The sequence below is a fragment of the Ureibacillus sp. FSL W7-1570 genome (assembly GCF_038593265.1).
Lineage (GTDB): Bacteria > Bacillota > Bacilli > Bacillales_A > Planococcaceae > Ureibacillus > Ureibacillus suwonensis.
Genome location: NZ_CP151979.1, coordinates 2,591,969 through 2,609,457, shown reverse-complemented (window position 1 = coordinate 2,609,457; position 17,489 = coordinate 2,591,969). Strand labels below are relative to the sequence as shown.

Sequence of the window (17,489 nt, the reverse complement as noted above, 5' to 3'; positions counted from 1 at the left end):
ATTTCATTCTATTGTTTCGCAAAAGGATTGAACTCATTTGTGTATAAATCCTCTAATTTCACTTGCCCTTCTTTCAACTCTCCGTTTTGCACTAACCAATCAATCCAAATTTGGAATTCTTTCTCCGCAATTACTCCGCCTTTTTCCGCTATCCCTGTGCTTTTCCAATATTTCAGATTTTCTGTCGGTTCATTGCCTTCACGGGATGAAACGATTTCTTCCAATTTCGCAACGACTTCCTCCTGTGGAGTTGTTCTTGCCCATTCAATCGCCTTTGCCACACCTTCCACAAAAGTTTTCACTGTGTCCGGATTTTCTTCAATATATTTTTCTGTAAAGAAATAAGCTCCTGCTGTAAATTCGCCAAATAGATCAATATCTTTTAAAACAGGGCGAATACCGCCATTTTCCATCGCCTTATCTTTTGAAATGCCACTAAGTTGCACAACGTCAATTTGGCCAGCCCGTAAAATTTGTTCCGCACTTGCCATTGGGACAACAACCAATTCAACTTTTTTGATTTCATCTTCCGTTAATCCGTTATCACGCAAAAACTGTTTGATTGCAAATTCCGCATGGGCCCCTAACGTATTAACGCCAATCTTTTTTCCAATTAAATCTTTTGCTGTTTTAATGTCACTATCTTCCAAAGTATAAAAACCCATGAAGGTATTTTCATCACTTCCGTACGAACCAATGACAGATTTAATTTTTACACCTTGGGCATAAGACTTAATGATCGCTCCGTTAAATGCTGAACCAAAGTCGATTTCACCCGTTGCAGTTAACTGAATGTTTTCAGGGCCTCCTGTCGAGTCACTGACCCTGTCTAATTTAAGATCCCCTAAATATCCTAATGCTTCCGCCAATTCCGGATATGATACAGTGCCAGGTGATCCCGTATATTGCAAGACTTTATCTTGGCCGTTTGATCCTTTATCATCACCGCTTGCTCCCGCTGTTTTTTCCGAATCACTGCCACATGCTGTTAAAATCGTTAATGATAATCCTAAAGCCAGTAATAATAACAAAAGCTTTTTCATTCTTTTACTCACCTTTCTATTCCAGTTATGGCGCTATTCACAACTAAATTTACAAATTTAATTGGTATTAAATTTATTGTTTCCAACTGGAAAAATATCGCTCCGCACTTGAAAGTCCATAGTTAATTAATAATCCCAACAAGGAGATTGTCAAAATACCGGCATACATTTCCGCGATTAGGAAGTTGTACTGGGCATACGTAATAAAATAACCCAGTCCAGCTTTTGCACCCACCATTTCGGCCGCAATCAACACTAAAATCGCTCCTGTACCCGCCATGCGGATTCCTGTAAAAATTGTCGGTACAGATGCGGGTAAAATCACCTTATAAAACAATTTAAAAGATGAGATATTCATCGAACGTGCTGATTTAATTAATAATGGATCCACATTTTTCACGGCAGAAATCGTATTTAATAATACCGGCCATGTACAAGCAAATAAGACAATGGCAATTTTGGACACTTCACCGATTCCTAAAATTAAAATAAATACCGGCAGTAATGCCAATGCCGCTGTATTGCGGAACAATTCCAAAATCGGTGTGAATAAATCCCGCGCCAACGGATACCAACCGATCAATAATCCCAAAGGAATGGCCACTGCTAATGCCAGGATAAAACCGAATAATGAACGCAAAATGCTTGCTTCAAAGTGTCTCCACAATTCTCCCGTCACCAGCAAGTCCCACCAGGCACGTACCACCTCCGAAAATGGCGGTAAAAATGTTTTTTCGACAAGTCCGTACTGCGGCGCAATTTCCCATAACAAGACAAATAATATGAGTACAATGGATTTTTTAAAGGCTTTTCCCAAAAATGATGTTGAATGGGCTGACGCCTTTTGTATTTTCCCTTTCCCATCCAGTTGCACCGGTTTGTCAAATGATACCATTTACATAACCCCTTTCTTTTAAATATGTGCCCCTATAAATTCCGGCTCATGCAACAGATTCCATACCTCATGCCGTTTCTCCACAAATACCGGATTCGACTTAATATCCGCATCCTCCAAACGATGTTTTAGCGGAATATCCACGATCTTTTTCACCGTGCCCGGGTTCGCTGTCAGTACAACCACCCTTTCCCCTAAATAAACCGCTTCATCAATTCCATGGGTAACAAATATAATTGTTTTTCCTGTTTTTTGCCAAATCCGCAGCAACTCACTTTGCAATGTTTCCCGGGTTTGGGCATCCAGTGCGGCAAACGGTTCATCCATTAAAAGCACATCCGGGTCAAATGCCAAACTCCGTGCAATGGCTATCCGCTGTTTCATCCCACCGGAGAGTTCATGGGGATATCGGTCGGCAAACTTTTTTAATCCTACCAAATCCAAATAATATTCCGACCGCTCTTTCCATTCACTTCTTGGAATCCCTTTTGCCTCCAACCCGAACTCTATATTGCCCCGCGCGGTTTTCCAAGGAAACAACGCATATTGTTGAAACACAATTCCTCTATCCAACCCTGGACCCGTGATTTCACGGCCATCAATCAAAAGGCGCCCTTTCGTAGGCCGGGTTAAACCAGTCAACAAATCAAGCAACGTGGACTTCCCGCATCCGCTCGGACCCACTAATGTTATGAACTCCCCTTCTTTTACGGAAAAGTCGATATCCCGAATGGCGGTAAATTCCCGTTGTGCGCCTTTTTTCTTTTCATCCCGAATTAAAAAGGTTTTCGTGACCTTTTCGAATCTGATTTTATCCATTGCTTACCTCCTTAAAAAACATTTATCAATATATTCACTATATTTATAGTGCATAATGCTGGGTCGTCCCTCCATAATCGACTGATCTGTATGTTTCTTAAGAGGGACTACTTGGTTCTTCCAGCAAATTAATTTGCAGTTGAATGATGCCCTCAACGAAAGGCAACCTGGACCATTTAGGATAAACATTTTTTTAAACCGAAGGCTCCACTACCCATCACCTAAGATAAAGGAGCCTCCAATGAATTCAGAGGGGGTTACTATTGTGTAATTTTTGATCGGATAAACGGATTGACAGGTCGTTTCAAGCCAAGATTTTCTCGCAATGTTGTGCCTTTATATTCCGTTTTGAAGATGCCCCGGCGCTGCAATTCCGGAATGACAAGCTCAACGATATCTTTAAAGCCTTCCGGGAATGTTGGCGGCATGATATTAAAGCCGTCCGCCGCTTCGTTTTCAAACCATTCTTGCAATTGATCCGCCACTTGCTCCGGTGTCCCCACAATTTCACGATGACCGCGGGCGCCTGCAATATTGTTATATAATTCACGCAACGTTTTTAGCCCTTTTCTTTCGACAATGCCCTTGACGATATTCGTCCGAATGTTTGGATTTGTACGATCACGTTGTTGACCTTCGAAATCCGGAATTGGTCCATCAAAGTCATAATCCGATAAATCAAATCCAACATAATTGGATAAATATGCTAATCCTACATCCGGCGTAATATAGTTGTTCAATTGTTCATGTTTTGCTTTCGCTTCTTCTTCTGTTTTCGCTACTATAATAAAAGCACCCGGCATAATTTTTAAGTCTTCCGGATCGCGGCCGTATTTTGCCAACCGGCCTTTGACATCACGATAAAACTTTTGCGCATCCTCCAGTGTCTGCCATGCGGTGAAAATTACTTCCGCCGTTTTTGCGGCCAATTCTTTTCCCGCCTCCGACGAACCTGCTTGCACAATGACCGGATGTCCTTGCGGTGTAGAAGGTGCATCCAATGTACCTTTCACTTTAAAGAATTTTCCTTCATGGTTCACTTCCGTCACTTTATCCAAGTCATAATAGCGGCCACTTTCCTTATCGATAATGAGTGCCTCTTGATCAATGGAGAACCATAGCTTTTTCACCACTTCCACAAATTCATTGGCCCGTTCATAACGCTCTGCATGGGCATAATGCTCATCGCGGCCAAATAACAATGCTTCCCGTTCATTTGCGGATGTCACCACATTCCAAGCCGCACGACCGTTTGATAAATGATCAATCGCCGCAAATTTACGGGCTACGTGGAATGGATCATTATAAGACGTTGTCAATGTGGCCGTTAAACCGATATGTTTCGTCACCGCCGCCAACGCAGAAATGATCACAACGGGGTCCAACTTTAAACCGGAGTGGGCATTCTCCAAAATCGGTTGCCCAAAAACATCCGCAAAAAATAAGTTATCAAACTTGCCTTGTTCAGCAATTTGGGCAATTTCCGTCAAATAGGATAAATCTGTGATTTTTCTTACCTCTGTTTTCGGATCTCTCCAACTTGCCACATGATGGCCTGGCAAATTAACGAATGCGCCTAATGCCAATTGTCTTTTTGTCATATCTAATCACTCCTATTAATTTAGTTGTATTTAATGCGATATTTTTATGAGGATTGTATCCATTTGTATACCAATCCCCGGCTATTTTCCTTTTGAAGAAAAAGCCCCAACAGTAGACTTGCCAAAATAGAATAATAACTTTATAAGGACAAGTGTTGGCACTTTTCCGTTTTACAACCACCAAAAACAAATTACCCCAATCAATTTACTCTGTTTATAATTCAAAATTTCCAGTAATTCACTTTTCATCTTCGTCTAGATCATGAAACACTCCATACTGCATTGATCACTCAATGATCCCCACCTCCGAATCAAAACAAAAAGCTCCCTTATCAACACATTGATAAAGGAGCCTCTAATTGGTTTAGTTGGCTTATTATTATTATTATTATTGAATTTGATATTTATCATAAATAAAAGGCTTCACATTGTCAACTATATTTTTATATTTCTATAAAATTAATTGGAATTATAAACTTTTGATGATTTTTCTTACCCGTCTTTGATTTTCCCAGAAACATTCACTCCCGCCTATGAATACGATAGTTAATAAAATATGACTAAAGGATGTGGAAAATTGTCAAAAAGGAAAGTAAATCCGAAAGATCCTGCAACGGTTCCAAAATTTGTGACACCTTTGCACAAACCGCCTGTCGCCAAACCAACACCTCATCCTGACTATCCGGCCAATTCCTATGTTGAGATCACAATGAGGGAAGCATATCATCGATTTCATCGGGATTTCCCTTTAACAAAAGTCTGGGGATATAACGGGCTCTACCCAGGCCCCACAATCGAGGCAAGAAAAGACAAAAAACTTTACGTGAAGTATTTGAACAAACTTCCAAAAAAGCATTTCCTTCCTGTCGACCGCTCACTGCACGGCGTGGGAGACTCTCCGGAAGTCCGTTCCGTTGTCCATCTCCATGGAGCCAATGTTAATTGGGAAAGCGACGGCCATCCGGAAGCTTGGTATACACAAAATTATGAATATACCGGACCGAAGTTCAAAAGAAAAGTTCATGAATATACAAACCACCAGCCGGCAACCACCCTTTGGTATCACGATCACACAATGGCCATGACAAGATTGAATGTATATGCGGGTTTGACCGGTTTTTATATCATCCGTGATTCATTGGAAGACCGTTTAAATTTGCCAAAGGGTGATTATGAATACCCCCTTCTTCTCCAAGACAAGTCTTTCAATGAAGATGGTTCGCTGTTTTATCCAGACAGACCGCCGGAAGATGCACCCTTCCCTATTCCGACTCCATTTATCCCAACCATAGTGCCATTTTTCAACGGAGACTTGATGGTTGTAAACGGAAAAGTTTGGCCTTATTTGGATGTGGAACCCCGAAAATATCGATTCCGTATTTTGAATGGCTCCAACAGCTCCACTTATAATATTCAGCTCGAAAACGAGGCGCCTTTGTATCTTATCGGTACGGATGGAGGATTCTTGGAAACGCCGGTTGAAGTCACATTCATCGAATTGATGCCGGCAGAACGGGTCGATGTCATTGTCGATTTCTCCCGATTCAAAGGGGAAAAAATCAAATTGATCAATACTTTATTTGATGAAGACCAACCGAAAAGAGATATTATGCAATTCCGTGTGACGAAGCCATTAAAAGGAAAGGATACGAGTGAAATTCCGGCGAAACTTGCAGAAATGATGGAATTACATGATCATCATGCCCATGTCATCCGAAAATTGCCCCTATCTGTCGGCAGTGACAAATACGGCCGAATCATGATGATGCTGGATAACAAAATGTACCACGATCCATGTACAGAAAAACCGTCCATGGACAGCATCGAAATTTGGGAATTTATTAATGCGACGCCTATTGCCCATCCAATGCATATTCATTTGGTTCAATTCAAGATTCTCGATCGTCAGCCATTTAATTTGGAACTATACCAAGAAAGCAATGGAAAAATTCTGGAGTTTACCGGTGACCCGGAGCCGCCACGAGATTTTGAAAAAGGCTGGAAAGATACAGTAAAAGCTCCCAGCGGCATGGTGACAAGAGTCATCATGCATTGGAAAGAACATACAGGCAACTATATTTGGCACTGTCACTTGCTTGAACATGAAGACCACGACATGATGCGCCCGATCAAAGTCATAGAAGATACACACCCGGTTCAGCAACATGACTGATCCTTTTCTTATTCAATAGTTTCAAAATTTGGTTCCCCCTCTTAACAAAACTACATCTCAAGACCTAGAGCGAAATAAAGCCGCAGGGTGTTGTTGTCCCTCCCTTTTTTGTCTAATATAAACATAAACCAATATTTAGGAGGGAGAACTCCTGTGAAGAAAATCATTTTAGCCATCGTCATTTTATTGCTGCTCATCAGTTTGGCTTTCAATGTCCCTAATTGGTTCTTATCCCAGGAACACCGGGCGGAAGTAACAAACAAAATCGATTCCATCGAGCTGGATATCAAAGGTGTGGATACAACCATCATTTCCAAAAATCAGGACTATGTGGAGGCGGAATTAAAAGGAAAAGGGAATGTCAACCTTAACAAAAAAGGTGATACAATTGAAATAGAATATCATCGCCAGTGGTTTTCATTGCTGAATTTTGGAAGAAAAACAAAATTGACGGTTACGATTCCTGAAAACTACGACCGTGATTTAAAAGTGGAAGTGGGATCCGGAAACATTGATTTTAAGTTGTCGGATGATACTGTACTGCAATCATTGGAATTGGAAGTCGGTTCCGGAAATATTGACATCGAATCATTAAAAGCGGGAAACGCCTCGTTGGAAGTGGCTTCAGGGAATATAGATATGAAACATTTTACCGGAGAACTGGATATTGATGTCGCATCCGGAAATGTATCCGTCCAAATGGATAAGTTGGTCGGTAATATCGAAACGGAAGTAAGTTCGGGACGCATCGTCCTCGATTTACCGGAAGATAGCGATTTTACGTTAAATGGTGAAATATCAAGCGGTACAATCAAAAATCGTTTCCCTCTGAAAAATGAGGAAAGCGGAAATAACCGTTTGCGGGGAACATACGGTTCCGGTAAATACCGGATCGATTTGGATGTATCCAGCGGTACCATCGAAATAAAATGACATCAAAAAACCAAGGTGCCTGCAAGTCCATAGGAAGACTTGAACTTGTAAGGCCACCTTGGTTTTCTATTATCGTCCGCAACACTTTTTATACTTTTTCCCGCTTCCGCAATGGCAAGGATCATTCCGGCCGATTTTCGCGCCCACTGCCACTTTTGTTGGTTTAGGTTTGGAAAGCTCCGACAATTCTTTTGGGGTAAATCCCCGATTGTCCCAAGTTCTTGTTACATTCGCCACGGAAAATAACATTCTTGTCACTTCGTTCACTTCATTGATATTTGCAAACACAAATTGATTTAAAAATTCCCTCATGGTGATGTTGAATTTATAATTCATGGCTTTCATTTTCCAACTGAGTTCACGCAAAATTTCCTGAACGGATTTTCTTTCCCGGCTTTCCGCCCTTTCAAGCCAATTTCCCAATTCCCGGTGATATTTTGTTTCTTCATAATAGAGTTCATTTTTATAGCAAAGCAATTCCTCCTTATCCGGAATGTAATAAGGCTTGCCAACTACAACCTGCTCCAATTTTTCCGTAATATTATTTTCTTCAAGGATTTTATGGATAAACCGATCCATTTTTACAACGACATTGGATTCCTCGAGCAGTTTTTTATAATGTGCATCTGTTGTAATGGCTTGCAAATCTTTGCTTGTAATTTTCGGCTTGTTGTGCAAATTGTAAATGTGTATCACTTTATAATTTGGAATAATGCCATACAGATTCGTGCAACTGACAATGTAATCTAAAATCAAGTCTTTATTTGCCACTTTTTCCGCATCGACCACTTCCGAACCACGATATTTATCGGATAACACCACGTAATTTTCATGATGAATCTGTTCCCATTCGGTCTTTTTAAATTTCACGTGTTTTAAGGAATGATTGATACTTTCTATATTTAACGGCTTATATCCGACCCTCTCCGCCCATTCACGGCTTATTGTATATCTTGGATGAGTGGGATCATGAATAATTTTCAGAAATTCCATATATCCAGCCGCTCCCCCGACGTCTTCAGGCGGCGCCATGCCTCCCCCATCCAACAAAGTCGGGTAGCCAAAGTAATAATCGTCCACTGTGTCCTCCAAAATAACCGAAATTTCCCATTGGTCTCCGAAATCGTATTGATAAAGCAGTTTTCCGTATTTCTCAATATATGGATCAATTTTAATGCGAGTTGGCTGCTTGACCTTCTTTCCATCCGTTTCTTTCTGTTCAATAAGTTCCGCATTATTTGTGATGATGACGTCCTCCATAGGAAAACTAAAATCATGGTAAGGTTCCATGCGGCTTTTAAAATTCGTTACATATTGGATTGTTTCATGCAGTCGATTGAATGTAGCTCCAGCGGGTATGATAATCCGTCGCCAAACTTCTGGTGTTATCCCTTCAAACGATAGTTTTAAGATATAAGCTTTCATCGTTTCACCTTACTTTCTACTAAATAATACTGGTCCGAAAATTTCCTATAATATTATATATAAATAACCTCTCAAAAATAGAAGTTTCAACAATAAAAAAGCAGCCAAAGTCAGCTACTATAATTCAGCCATCTTTTTTCCACAATCATGAACGCTTCTTCCAAATAATTCTTCAATTCTTGGAATCGATCAATTTCAGGCGACTTTTGAAAATCTTTCTTAAGGATTGCCAAAAACTCCAACAGCTTATGTTCTTCCATAGTGGAATGGTTATAATTATCGATTAAGTCATCCAGTAAATGGAAGGGGATTTTATTTAAAAAATCAGGACTCCATAGCCATCGAAAGGAAAGGATTTTTATCGCTTCATCGTTGCCCAATATCGAAGTTAAAACAAATGCCATGCCATAGATTTTTTGCCATTTTTCTATATTACCCAATAATTCTTCATCTTTGAATCCGCTTTTTTCAATGATGTGATAAGCGTGATCCAAAAAATGATAAAACACATCATAGGTTGCCAGGTTTTTCGCCTCTCCCCGCCCTTCAAAATACGCCGCCGAATTGAAATAGCGGTAAAGCGCATTCAAAATCCTGGCATTTCCGTAACGGATCTTTTCCTGCAATTTCGTTACAATTTCTTCCGGATTGATATCGATCATCGGGACACCCGTTTCTTTCCGCACATCCAATTTCAGCTCCAGAAATAAAAAAATTTCATTTAAATAAGGCAATATATAGTCTTGGGTTATTTCTTTATATTCTTTTGCTTTCTCCATTCTCTTTATTTGAATATATAAAACCATCTGCGAGAGAATGAACATAACAAAAACGGTCAAAGCAATGGCAGCCATGGCCACCCCAATCCCCCCCTTATTCGTTCTGTAAAAAAAAATTACCTGCTTCGCAACAAAATAGACACAACTTTATAGTATATATATTGAATTCAATGAAAAATTATTCGAAATTTTGCAAGTTTGTGAGATTCGTTTTAGGAAGTCGAATTTAAGAATCGCTATTCAGGCGGATTGGGCTAAAAATAGTTCATGTAATCAATTTACACTATCTTCTATAGTTTCATTTTCTATCAATGAAAGGATCAACTTGAAACGAGTTGGTTTACCATCGCAATTTAGAGAATTATGGTTATAACAGGGGGGCAACAGCAAAACCTTTTGCTCGCAATGGCAAAAGCGGCTGTTGCTGACTACCATGGGAAAAAGGACGTCAAACAGCGGAGGAAATGAATGCCGCAGATGGGGAATCTGCCTTTTTTCTCTACAGATCAAAAAGCGAATTTCATCTTCTTTTATTAGTTACTTTATTTGTTCACAAAAATTTTACTAAAATAACTTTTGACTTCCATCCGAAAGTAGTAGCAATTTAGTCTTGTAGAAAAATTAATAGACACTATATTTCGGAAATGGGGGGTCTAAAGATGGATAACATTTTGCAATTTGTTCAAGATCTTCTCTTATACCTTAATGAAGGAAAAGCTGCAGGGATTATTGAACTTATCAGAGAATTCCTTGCCGGTATGTGAGAACCGCCCAACAAAACACCTTCGATTATTCCTTGTGATAATCGAAGGTGTTATTTTAATTTACCTTTTTTAATAATTTTTCTTTAATTTCTTCAATTTGCTGCAAATGCCGCTCTTCATGATAACCGATTAACAAAACCCATTGACGTATGGACAATAATCCATATCTTCTATGGATAAAGGACTTATTCTCCAAATCTTCTTCGCTGACCCCTTCAATGCTCTTTATCAACGCTTCCCTTGAATTGTTTAATTTTCGTTCCAGTTCATCCAACGTTTGAAACTTGTCAGAAGGCGTCAAATCATCCGGTGCCACCCGTTTTATTGTGCGATCCAGCATTTGATGAATGGGTTTTTCTTCGGTAGGATTATATTCATTTTTTGATAGCGTTTCCATGATTCCGTCCACTGTATTCATTTCCATTAGATACAGATGTTCCAAAACTTGGGCAATGGACCATTTCCCTTTTCCGGGCTTCTCATTTAACTGCTCGTCAGACAAGTGGCGAACACTATTCAAAACTTTTTCACGGGCTTTCTGTATTTTTTCAATCATGTCTTCCCTCCTCCATTCTTTTTAATGATTATTCTTTGAGAATAAAAAAAAGAACCCATTAATTCGTCAAAAAAATGAACTATGTAGAATAATGATGAAGGGTTCCCTATGTTTAAAGGGATTCATAAAATCTTCCCCTTTAAACATAGGTTCCTTTTTATGGATTAATAGCATTGGAAGAATGCGATGCGTTGGCGATTTAGAACATCGTATACCCAGCCCCGGTTTCCTCTCCAACGGAAACCGAAAATGGAGTTTCCTAAAGCAAACACCGGATAAAACCAGAAACTATTGCCATTCGTCAACCAAATAAATGTATTGCGGAAAAAGCATCTTCCTATTCCTCTGCCACCGCTTCGGCGACTAAATTCCGCAGTTCCTTGGAAAGAGCTTAATTGAGGTGTAAAACTTGGTGGCGGGGCTGTTGGAGGAGTCATTTGACCTCCAAAAGGCGGCATACCTGGTGAACCTGGAAATCCGCCTGGTGTTCCCGGGAATCCACCGGGTGTGCCTGGAAATCCGCCTGGACCTCCCGGAAACCCTCCTGGTGTCCCTGGGAAGCCACCAGGTGTCCCCGGAAATCCGCCTGGCCCCCCTGGAAATCCGCCTGGTATTCCAGGAAACCCACCGGGTGTGCCTGGGAAACCGCCTGATCCTCCAGGAGCACCTGGTCGCCCTCCCTGAAAACCTCGACGACTTACATTGTCATCTTGAAATTGATTAAAAAAATTCCCATTATAGTCATCATTGTTGTATGGATACATTTTTTTCCCCCTCTACTTCAAACTATTTTCAATGTATGCCATACAACCATCACTGCATGGGCAACTATGCTGGTCCATGGAAAATTGGGGGCTTTTCCGTTTTAAAAACCTTTTTTCGAAATCACATTTTGCTTAAAGATGGATCTTGTAAAATATGCAAAATTACCTATTTCCTACACCGACCGTTTATACCTAGTTTATTAATATGTTTAATTGGTATTATATCAAAAAAATACCCGTTTATAAAGGTTGCTTTTTCGGCGTTTTGCAAACCATTTTGAAAATTGTTGAAACTTATTTGAATCCATACTTATGGCGAAACTTATTTTCAATTAATTCGTACATATTAATAAAAGGTTCGTGTTAAGGAGGAAGCCGAGCATGATCGAAAAATTTTTCAAATCCTTCAGTGAAAAACGCAACTCCTCTTCCAACTATAGAAGATACACAAAAAAGCATAATTATTATGGACATCATTATTATAAACGGGGACATAAAAGCAGCGGTTTTTTCCGTTCCGGTAGCTTCTTCAGTTCAAGAGGTTTCTTCAGCAGTTAAACGATGATTCGGGATTTTCTTGAAAACAAGTACCACCGTTTGTTCCAAACATATATAAGTGACCACACAAATTATTCTTTTTCAAAGGTACTCGGTTGTGGCGCTTACGGAATAACCTATCTATTAATCGAAGAACATACCGGAAAAAAATATGTCCTGAAACGTTTAAAAACAAAACATCGCAATTCCAAAAAAATGCGCCATCGATTTCAAAAGGAAATTCAAATTCTTAAAGAATTGGATTTGCCCTTTGTCCCCTCCGTGATTGTGGTTGGTGAACTTGAAAATATCCCTTTCTTCGTGATGGATTATATGGAAGGCCGCACCTTTGAACAAACGATTTTCGAGGAAGGCAATGTCTACTCCCTTCCTGAATCCATACACATATTAAAACTGCTTCTTCAAATGGTTGTCCAAATTCACAATAAAGGAATCGTACACCGTGATTTAAGGATTCCCAATGTCTTAATACACCAAGGAAAACTCTCCATCATTGATTTTGGGTTGGCCACTTATCTGAATCCGAATGAAACCATCGATATGGTCAAGAATCCGAAAAAGGCGGAAAACCATTGCAGTGACCTATATCTCCTCGGCCATTTCCTGCTCTTTTTACTATACTCCGACTATACTCCGACAGAAAGCAGAGAAAGATGCTGGCAAGAAGAATTGCAATTGCCTGAAGAAGTGAAAAACTATATTGAACGTTTGCTTTTGATGAAGCCTTCATTTCCAAGTGCAGAGGAAGCATTGCGCTCCCTTCCTGTTGTTTAGCCATACAAAAAGTGGCCTTTCACAGCCACTTTTATTTTTTTTGACACGTATTAATTTTAAATAGCGAATATAACGGACAATACTTCACCAGTCCCGTAATCAGAGGAATCAATCCGATTAATCCGAGATATTTAAGATTTCCCTCCAATATAAACAGTAACGACAGGATGGCCAGGCCAAGAATAATACGGATGACCCGATCGGCAGTACCAACATTTGAACCCATGTGATAGCCCCCTTTTTCCATTTTTATTCATAGTAAATAACAGGGGCCGATTTCTCAGTGACAAAATCACGATTTCACGAAATTTACAATTTTTTATCTTTCATCAACTCTTCCAGTTTACTTCTTTCAACAACGGTCACTTTCCCCCTTGAGAGTTGGATCCACCCTTTTCTCTCCATTTCTTTTAATAGACGGCTGACCACTTCCCGCACTGTACCGATCTCCGTCGCAATTTTATCATGGGTCGTTTCAATCAAATCGCCGTCATTTTTTGTATATCTTAATAAATGCTTTACCAGTCGCTCATCAATGCTTTGAAAAATCACTTCATCTATTATTTTTATCACTTCCAGGAACCTGAGGCTTATCGTTTTATAGATATATTCTTGAAAATGCGGGTTTACTTCCATTAATAATTTGAAATCCTGATAGGGAAGGATGATGGCTTCCGCATCTTTCTCCACAGTGGCTGTCAAAGGATAGGGTTCATTGGAAAGAATGCTTGAGACCGTTAAAATACAAGTTTCTCCTGCATTTACCCGATAAACGCTCATTTCTTTCCCGTTTTTTCCAAACTTCGAAACCCTTATGCAACCTTTCGTTACAAATGGGACACCTGCACAACTGTCCCCTTCATGAAAAATCGTTTCGCCCTTCGGAAACTTTTTCTTCACATAATTTATTTTCATTTCATTTGCACTGATACCCTCAAAAAAAGGAAATAGTTCTTTGTAACTCTTCAATTGTTCCATAGCGCCACTTCCTAACCTTTGATTCTTCATCCGGGCTGCAACCAGGGGAGAAGCTATTCTTTATCGCCGTTATTATAAGGAATGATTCTTTGCTTACTACCATTTTAAAATAAAACAGATTACCTGGCAGTACTTTATTTAACACAAAAAAAGCCGTCTCCATTGAGAAGCGGCCTTTTATCATTTTATTGACTATATCCCTAAGTACTGATTAACCAAAAATACCTTAAAAACTTGCTCCGTTTATTGCAACCTGTTGTCTCACCGATTCAAATGCCAAACCGTTCCAATTCAATACATTTTCAACAAATCCTAAACTGTCCGCATGGTATCTTCCTGCAATCTGTTCCATCGTCAACAATGAATATTTCCCGTCGCCGGCCAAATCAATCGGATAAATTCCGCTGATCGGATCTACCCACCCTTCAATCGGTTCTTTCAGCTTTCCATTCCCGTTGTAAATTTCATCTAAATATTCTTTTCCTTTATATTGAATATTTAATATATACCGCATATTTGGGTTTCTGCTTGTCACAACGACTTCGGCAAAGTTTCCATACTTCACTTCATATTGGCAATCTTCATGAAATTTTATTGAATCAAAAATTTTCCCTAACTTACCGCTGATAAATGAAAATACATAAGCATAGACAATCGCTCCGCTTCCTCCCGATTGAACGGTCACCAAAATATCGTCCACCCGATCGCCTGTCAAATCACCCGTCCAAATAGTCGGATTATAACCCGCCACTTCTTTTAAATGATAGACTGATATTTCATGGGTAAAACCATTTTGCACAACAAGGCTCATGTTGTTCAGTAAAGGGCTGTCATTCAGTTTGGTGGCTATCAAAAAAATCCCATCAGCAATTCCATCACCTGTTACATCACTGAATTGATAAGCGACAACAAAGGGGCCATTTGTTTGGGAGGCGGGCGGAATAGGTTGTAACATGCCGCTTTCCCACTGATATTGCCGATATGGAAACATAGTTGTTCCTCCTAAAAGGTAAAATGCCATTACTTATTGTTATGTACATACCGGCAAATTGGTTCTTCTATTGAAAAAAGCTTGAGTTTTCACTCAGGCAACATCCCTTTTCTTTTCACCCATGTCCATAAAATAACCGCTATGATGATCAATCCCAAATAGCCCATGATGGAATATACCGTTCCTACAATGGTTGTAAATCCTATAAAGCTCGCAAAATATGCGGCCAATGCGGAAAAAATGACGAACAGTTTATAGTTTTTGGATTTTGGAGACACAAAGCGCACAACAAAAGAATAAAGTACCCCCACTGCTGTGCTATAAATCATTACTATTAAAGTGATGGCCATCAATATGCCAAAGACGGGATGAACATCCATCGCAATCCATAGCATCGGCATCGGCTTCCCTATCATTGCATCCATTTTTGAAAGCAATGCAACAAAAACTAATAGAATGAGGACACCAAGCAAAAAGCCTCCAATGATTCCGCCCATCCCCGCCTCTCTCTTGCTTTTTACCGTGCTGCCCATTACCGCAAGCATGGGCAGCCCGACCGCCAAATTGTATGAAACGTATAACAAAGCTCCAATCAACCAATGCCCTGTGGACGGTGATTGCGCCATTTGCATCTGTTCTGTAAAACCGCTGTCCATGGAACCAATGGACGCAATTGCAATGATGGCGATAATGACGATTAAATACGGTACAGTAATTGCGAGGATAGCAATAATTTTTTCCACGTTGAACATCAGCGTAATTACTGAAAACCCCATCATCAGCAGACCGCCAATGACACCATTCATTCCAAACAGCACGTCAAAAGCGCTTGCCGCCCCCGCAAACATGGCAACAGTGATGCAAAACGAAAACACTGTGATGAGGCAATCGATGATGGATCCAATCGTTGGACCAGCGATAAAAAGTACAACTTCTTTATGGGATGCGGTTTTTAAAGAATGGCCCAGCATTGCAATGCTCATCCCCAAAAATGCAAATAATGCGCTCGCAACAGCAACACCGAAAAGTCCGTGCCAACCATGGGAGAGAAAATAATACATGATTTCTTGTCCTGAGGCAAACCCTCCCCCTATCATTAATCCGACAAAGGCTCCCCCAATTTTTATACTATTTCTCACCATTTCCCCCATTTCTTTTCAAACAGATGGAAAACTTTCATATATAATTATAGGTTTTTGAAGAGACCGTATATTTTTCAATCGCTTTTCGATTTGGCTCATAACCGATGCCAACTGTTTGGGGCACCCGAATTGTCCCATCCTCGACAACCACTTCCGGCTGGATGATATCCTCTTCAAAATAGTGGCTTGACCCGGCAGTATCTCCGGGCAAAACAAAGTTGGACAGGGAGGTTAAAGCGATGTTGTGTGCCCGGCCGATCCCAGCCTCCAGCATCCCCCCGCACCATACCGGTATGCCCTTGGATTTGCAATAGTCATGGATTTTGATTGCTTCCGAGATCCCCCCAACCCGTCCGATTTTGATGTTTATGATGCCACAGCTGCCCAGTTCAATAGCTTTCCGTGCATCTTCCAAAGATAATATACTTTCATCCAAACAAATGGGTGTTTGCAACTGTTTTTGCAATGTCGCATGATCGACGATATCATCATAGGCTAACGGCTGTTCAATCATCATTAAATTGAATTCATCCAATTGTTTTAATATATCAATGTCCTTTAAAGTATATGCGGAATTGGCGTCTGCCATCATCGGAACATCCGGAAATGTTTCACGGAGTTTTTTGATGACTTCCACATCCCACCCCGGTTTTATTTTCACTTTTATTCTTTTATATCCTTCGGCAATATATTTACCAACGACTTCTATTTGCTTTTCAATCGTCGGTTGAATCCCCAGGCTGATGCCCACATCTATTTTTTCTTTGGTTCCGCCAAGAACTTTTGCAAGGGGTTGATTGGATGCGATCGCATAAATGTCCCACACCGCCCCCTCGATTGATGCTTTCGCCATTTTGTTTTTCCGGATGCTTTCAAACAGTTTTGTTACATCGTTGGGATGGCTGATGTCCTTCTGCAAAATAATTGGAATAAGGAAGTCCTCCAGCATATGCCAGCAGGTTTTTACGGTTTCCTCTGTATACCAGGGCGCCTCAAAAGCGACGCATTCCCCAAAACCGACGATTCCTTCTTCCGTATGGACCTCCAATAACAAAAATGATTTATCATTGATTGTGCCAAAACTTGTTGTAAATGGATGTTTCATCGGCATTTTCAAATGACGAACAATAATTTTATTAATTTTCATCGTTGTTTTGCCCCTTTTTTATAAACATATGTTTCTATCGTTATAAATTCGTTGAAATGAAATACCCGCTTTATACTACATTTATCATAAAACGGCCAATTTAAAAAAACTCCAATATTCCTAATTACATTTCTCTGTTTTTCCACT

General features: G+C 40.1%; 17 protein-coding genes. 5 read left to right on the top strand and 12 right to left on the bottom strand.

From position 1 onward, the window contains the following. Nucleotides 1-8 precede the first annotated feature (8 nt). The 4 genes from NST13_RS12980 to NST13_RS12965 all read right to left on the bottom strand — a co-directional run bounded on the left by NST13_RS12980 (nt 9) and on the right by NST13_RS12965 (nt 4,358). Nucleotides 9-1,043: an ABC transporter substrate-binding protein gene (locus NST13_RS12980; protein ID WP_342580750.1), complete on the bottom strand. Its 1,035-nt coding sequence runs from the start codon at nt 1,041-1,043 to the stop codon at nt 9-11. 73 nt (nt 1,044-1,116) lie between these two features. After that, entirely contained in the window at nt 1,117-1,938 is an 822-nt protein-coding gene (locus NST13_RS12975; RefSeq protein WP_342580749.1) for an ABC transporter permease, read from the bottom strand. 18 nt (nt 1,939-1,956) lie between these two features. Further along, nucleotides 1,957-2,757: an ABC transporter ATP-binding protein gene (locus tag NST13_RS12970; RefSeq protein ID WP_342580748.1), complete on the bottom strand. Its 801-nt coding sequence runs from the start codon at nt 2,755-2,757 to the stop codon at nt 1,957-1,959. Between the two features lie 260 nt (nt 2,758-3,017). After that, nucleotides 3,018-4,358, bottom strand: coding sequence for an LLM class flavin-dependent oxidoreductase (locus NST13_RS12965; RefSeq protein ID WP_342580747.1), 1,341 nt, complete (start codon nt 4,356-4,358; stop codon nt 3,018-3,020). A 556-nt stretch (nt 4,359-4,914) separates the two neighbouring features. Between NST13_RS12965 and NST13_RS12960 the strand changes: the two genes are divergently transcribed. Further along, nucleotides 4,915-6,531: a multicopper oxidase gene (locus tag NST13_RS12960; RefSeq protein WP_342580746.1), complete on the top strand. Its 1,617-nt coding sequence runs from the start codon at nt 4,915-4,917 to the stop codon at nt 6,529-6,531. A 153-nt stretch (nt 6,532-6,684) separates the two neighbouring features. After that, nucleotides 6,685-7,464, top strand: a complete 780-nt coding sequence (locus NST13_RS12955) for a DUF4097 family beta strand repeat-containing protein (RefSeq protein ID WP_342580745.1) — start codon at nt 6,685-6,687, stop codon at nt 7,462-7,464. A gap of 69 nt (nt 7,465-7,533) precedes the next feature. Here the strand turns inward: NST13_RS12955 and NST13_RS12950 are convergent, their stop codons facing one another. The 3 genes from NST13_RS12950 to NST13_RS12940 form a co-directional block, all read right to left on the bottom strand. Beyond that, nucleotides 7,534-8,889, bottom strand: coding sequence for an SEC-C metal-binding domain-containing protein (locus NST13_RS12950; RefSeq protein WP_342580744.1), 1,356 nt, complete (start codon nt 8,887-8,889; stop codon nt 7,534-7,536). Between the two features lie 110 nt (nt 8,890-8,999). Next, nucleotides 9,000-9,749 (bottom strand): hypothetical protein, encoded by a 750-nt coding sequence (locus NST13_RS12945; RefSeq protein ID WP_342580743.1) that lies wholly within the window; start codon nt 9,747-9,749, stop codon nt 9,000-9,002. A 738-nt stretch (nt 9,750-10,487) separates the two neighbouring features. Next, complete coding sequence (locus tag NST13_RS12940; RefSeq protein ID WP_342470619.1) at nt 10,488-10,988, bottom strand: DinB family protein; 501 nt, start codon at nt 10,986-10,988, stop codon at nt 10,488-10,490. A gap of 412 nt (nt 10,989-11,400) precedes the next feature. Between NST13_RS12940 and NST13_RS12935 the strand changes: the two genes are divergently transcribed. The 3 genes from NST13_RS12935 (at nt 11,401) to NST13_RS12925 (ending at nt 13,084) form a co-directional block, all read left to right on the top strand. Next, on the top strand, nt 11,401-11,712 hold the full coding sequence (locus tag NST13_RS12935; protein ID WP_342470620.1) for a hypothetical protein: 312 nt from the start codon (nt 11,401-11,403) through the stop codon (nt 11,710-11,712). Between the two features lie 421 nt (nt 11,713-12,133). Next, the gene (locus NST13_RS12930) at nt 12,134-12,310 is read left to right on the top strand and encodes a hypothetical protein (RefSeq protein WP_342470621.1); all 177 of its coding nucleotides are present in this window, start codon (nt 12,134-12,136) and stop codon (nt 12,308-12,310) included. Between the two features lie 3 nt (nt 12,311-12,313). Further along, entirely contained in the window at nt 12,314-13,084 is a 771-nt protein-coding gene (locus tag NST13_RS12925) for a protein kinase (RefSeq protein WP_342470623.1), read from the top strand. 31 nt (nt 13,085-13,115) lie between these two features. Here NST13_RS12925 and NST13_RS12920 read toward each other — a convergent pair whose 3' ends face one another. The 5 genes from NST13_RS12920 to menC form a co-directional block, all read right to left on the bottom strand. Then, the gene (locus NST13_RS12920) at nt 13,116-13,310 is read right to left on the bottom strand and encodes a DUF2892 domain-containing protein (protein ID WP_342470624.1); all 195 of its coding nucleotides are present in this window, start codon (nt 13,308-13,310) and stop codon (nt 13,116-13,118) included. An 83-nt stretch (nt 13,311-13,393) separates the two neighbouring features. After that, nucleotides 13,394-14,062: a Crp/Fnr family transcriptional regulator gene (locus NST13_RS12915; protein WP_342580742.1), complete on the bottom strand. Its 669-nt coding sequence runs from the start codon at nt 14,060-14,062 to the stop codon at nt 13,394-13,396. A 226-nt stretch (nt 14,063-14,288) separates the two neighbouring features. Further along, nucleotides 14,289-15,053 (bottom strand): VCBS repeat-containing protein, encoded by a 765-nt coding sequence (locus NST13_RS12910; RefSeq protein WP_342580741.1) that lies wholly within the window; start codon nt 15,051-15,053, stop codon nt 14,289-14,291. An 89-nt stretch (nt 15,054-15,142) separates the two neighbouring features. Continuing rightward, on the bottom strand, nt 15,143-16,192 hold the full coding sequence (locus NST13_RS12905; RefSeq protein ID WP_342470627.1) for a hypothetical protein: 1,050 nt from the start codon (nt 16,190-16,192) through the stop codon (nt 15,143-15,145). A gap of 37 nt (nt 16,193-16,229) precedes the next feature. Further along, nucleotides 16,230-17,342 (bottom strand): o-succinylbenzoate synthase, encoded by a 1,113-nt coding sequence (menC, locus tag NST13_RS12900; RefSeq protein WP_342580740.1) that lies wholly within the window; start codon nt 17,340-17,342, stop codon nt 16,230-16,232. Between the last annotated feature and the right edge of the window lie 147 nt (nt 17,343-17,489).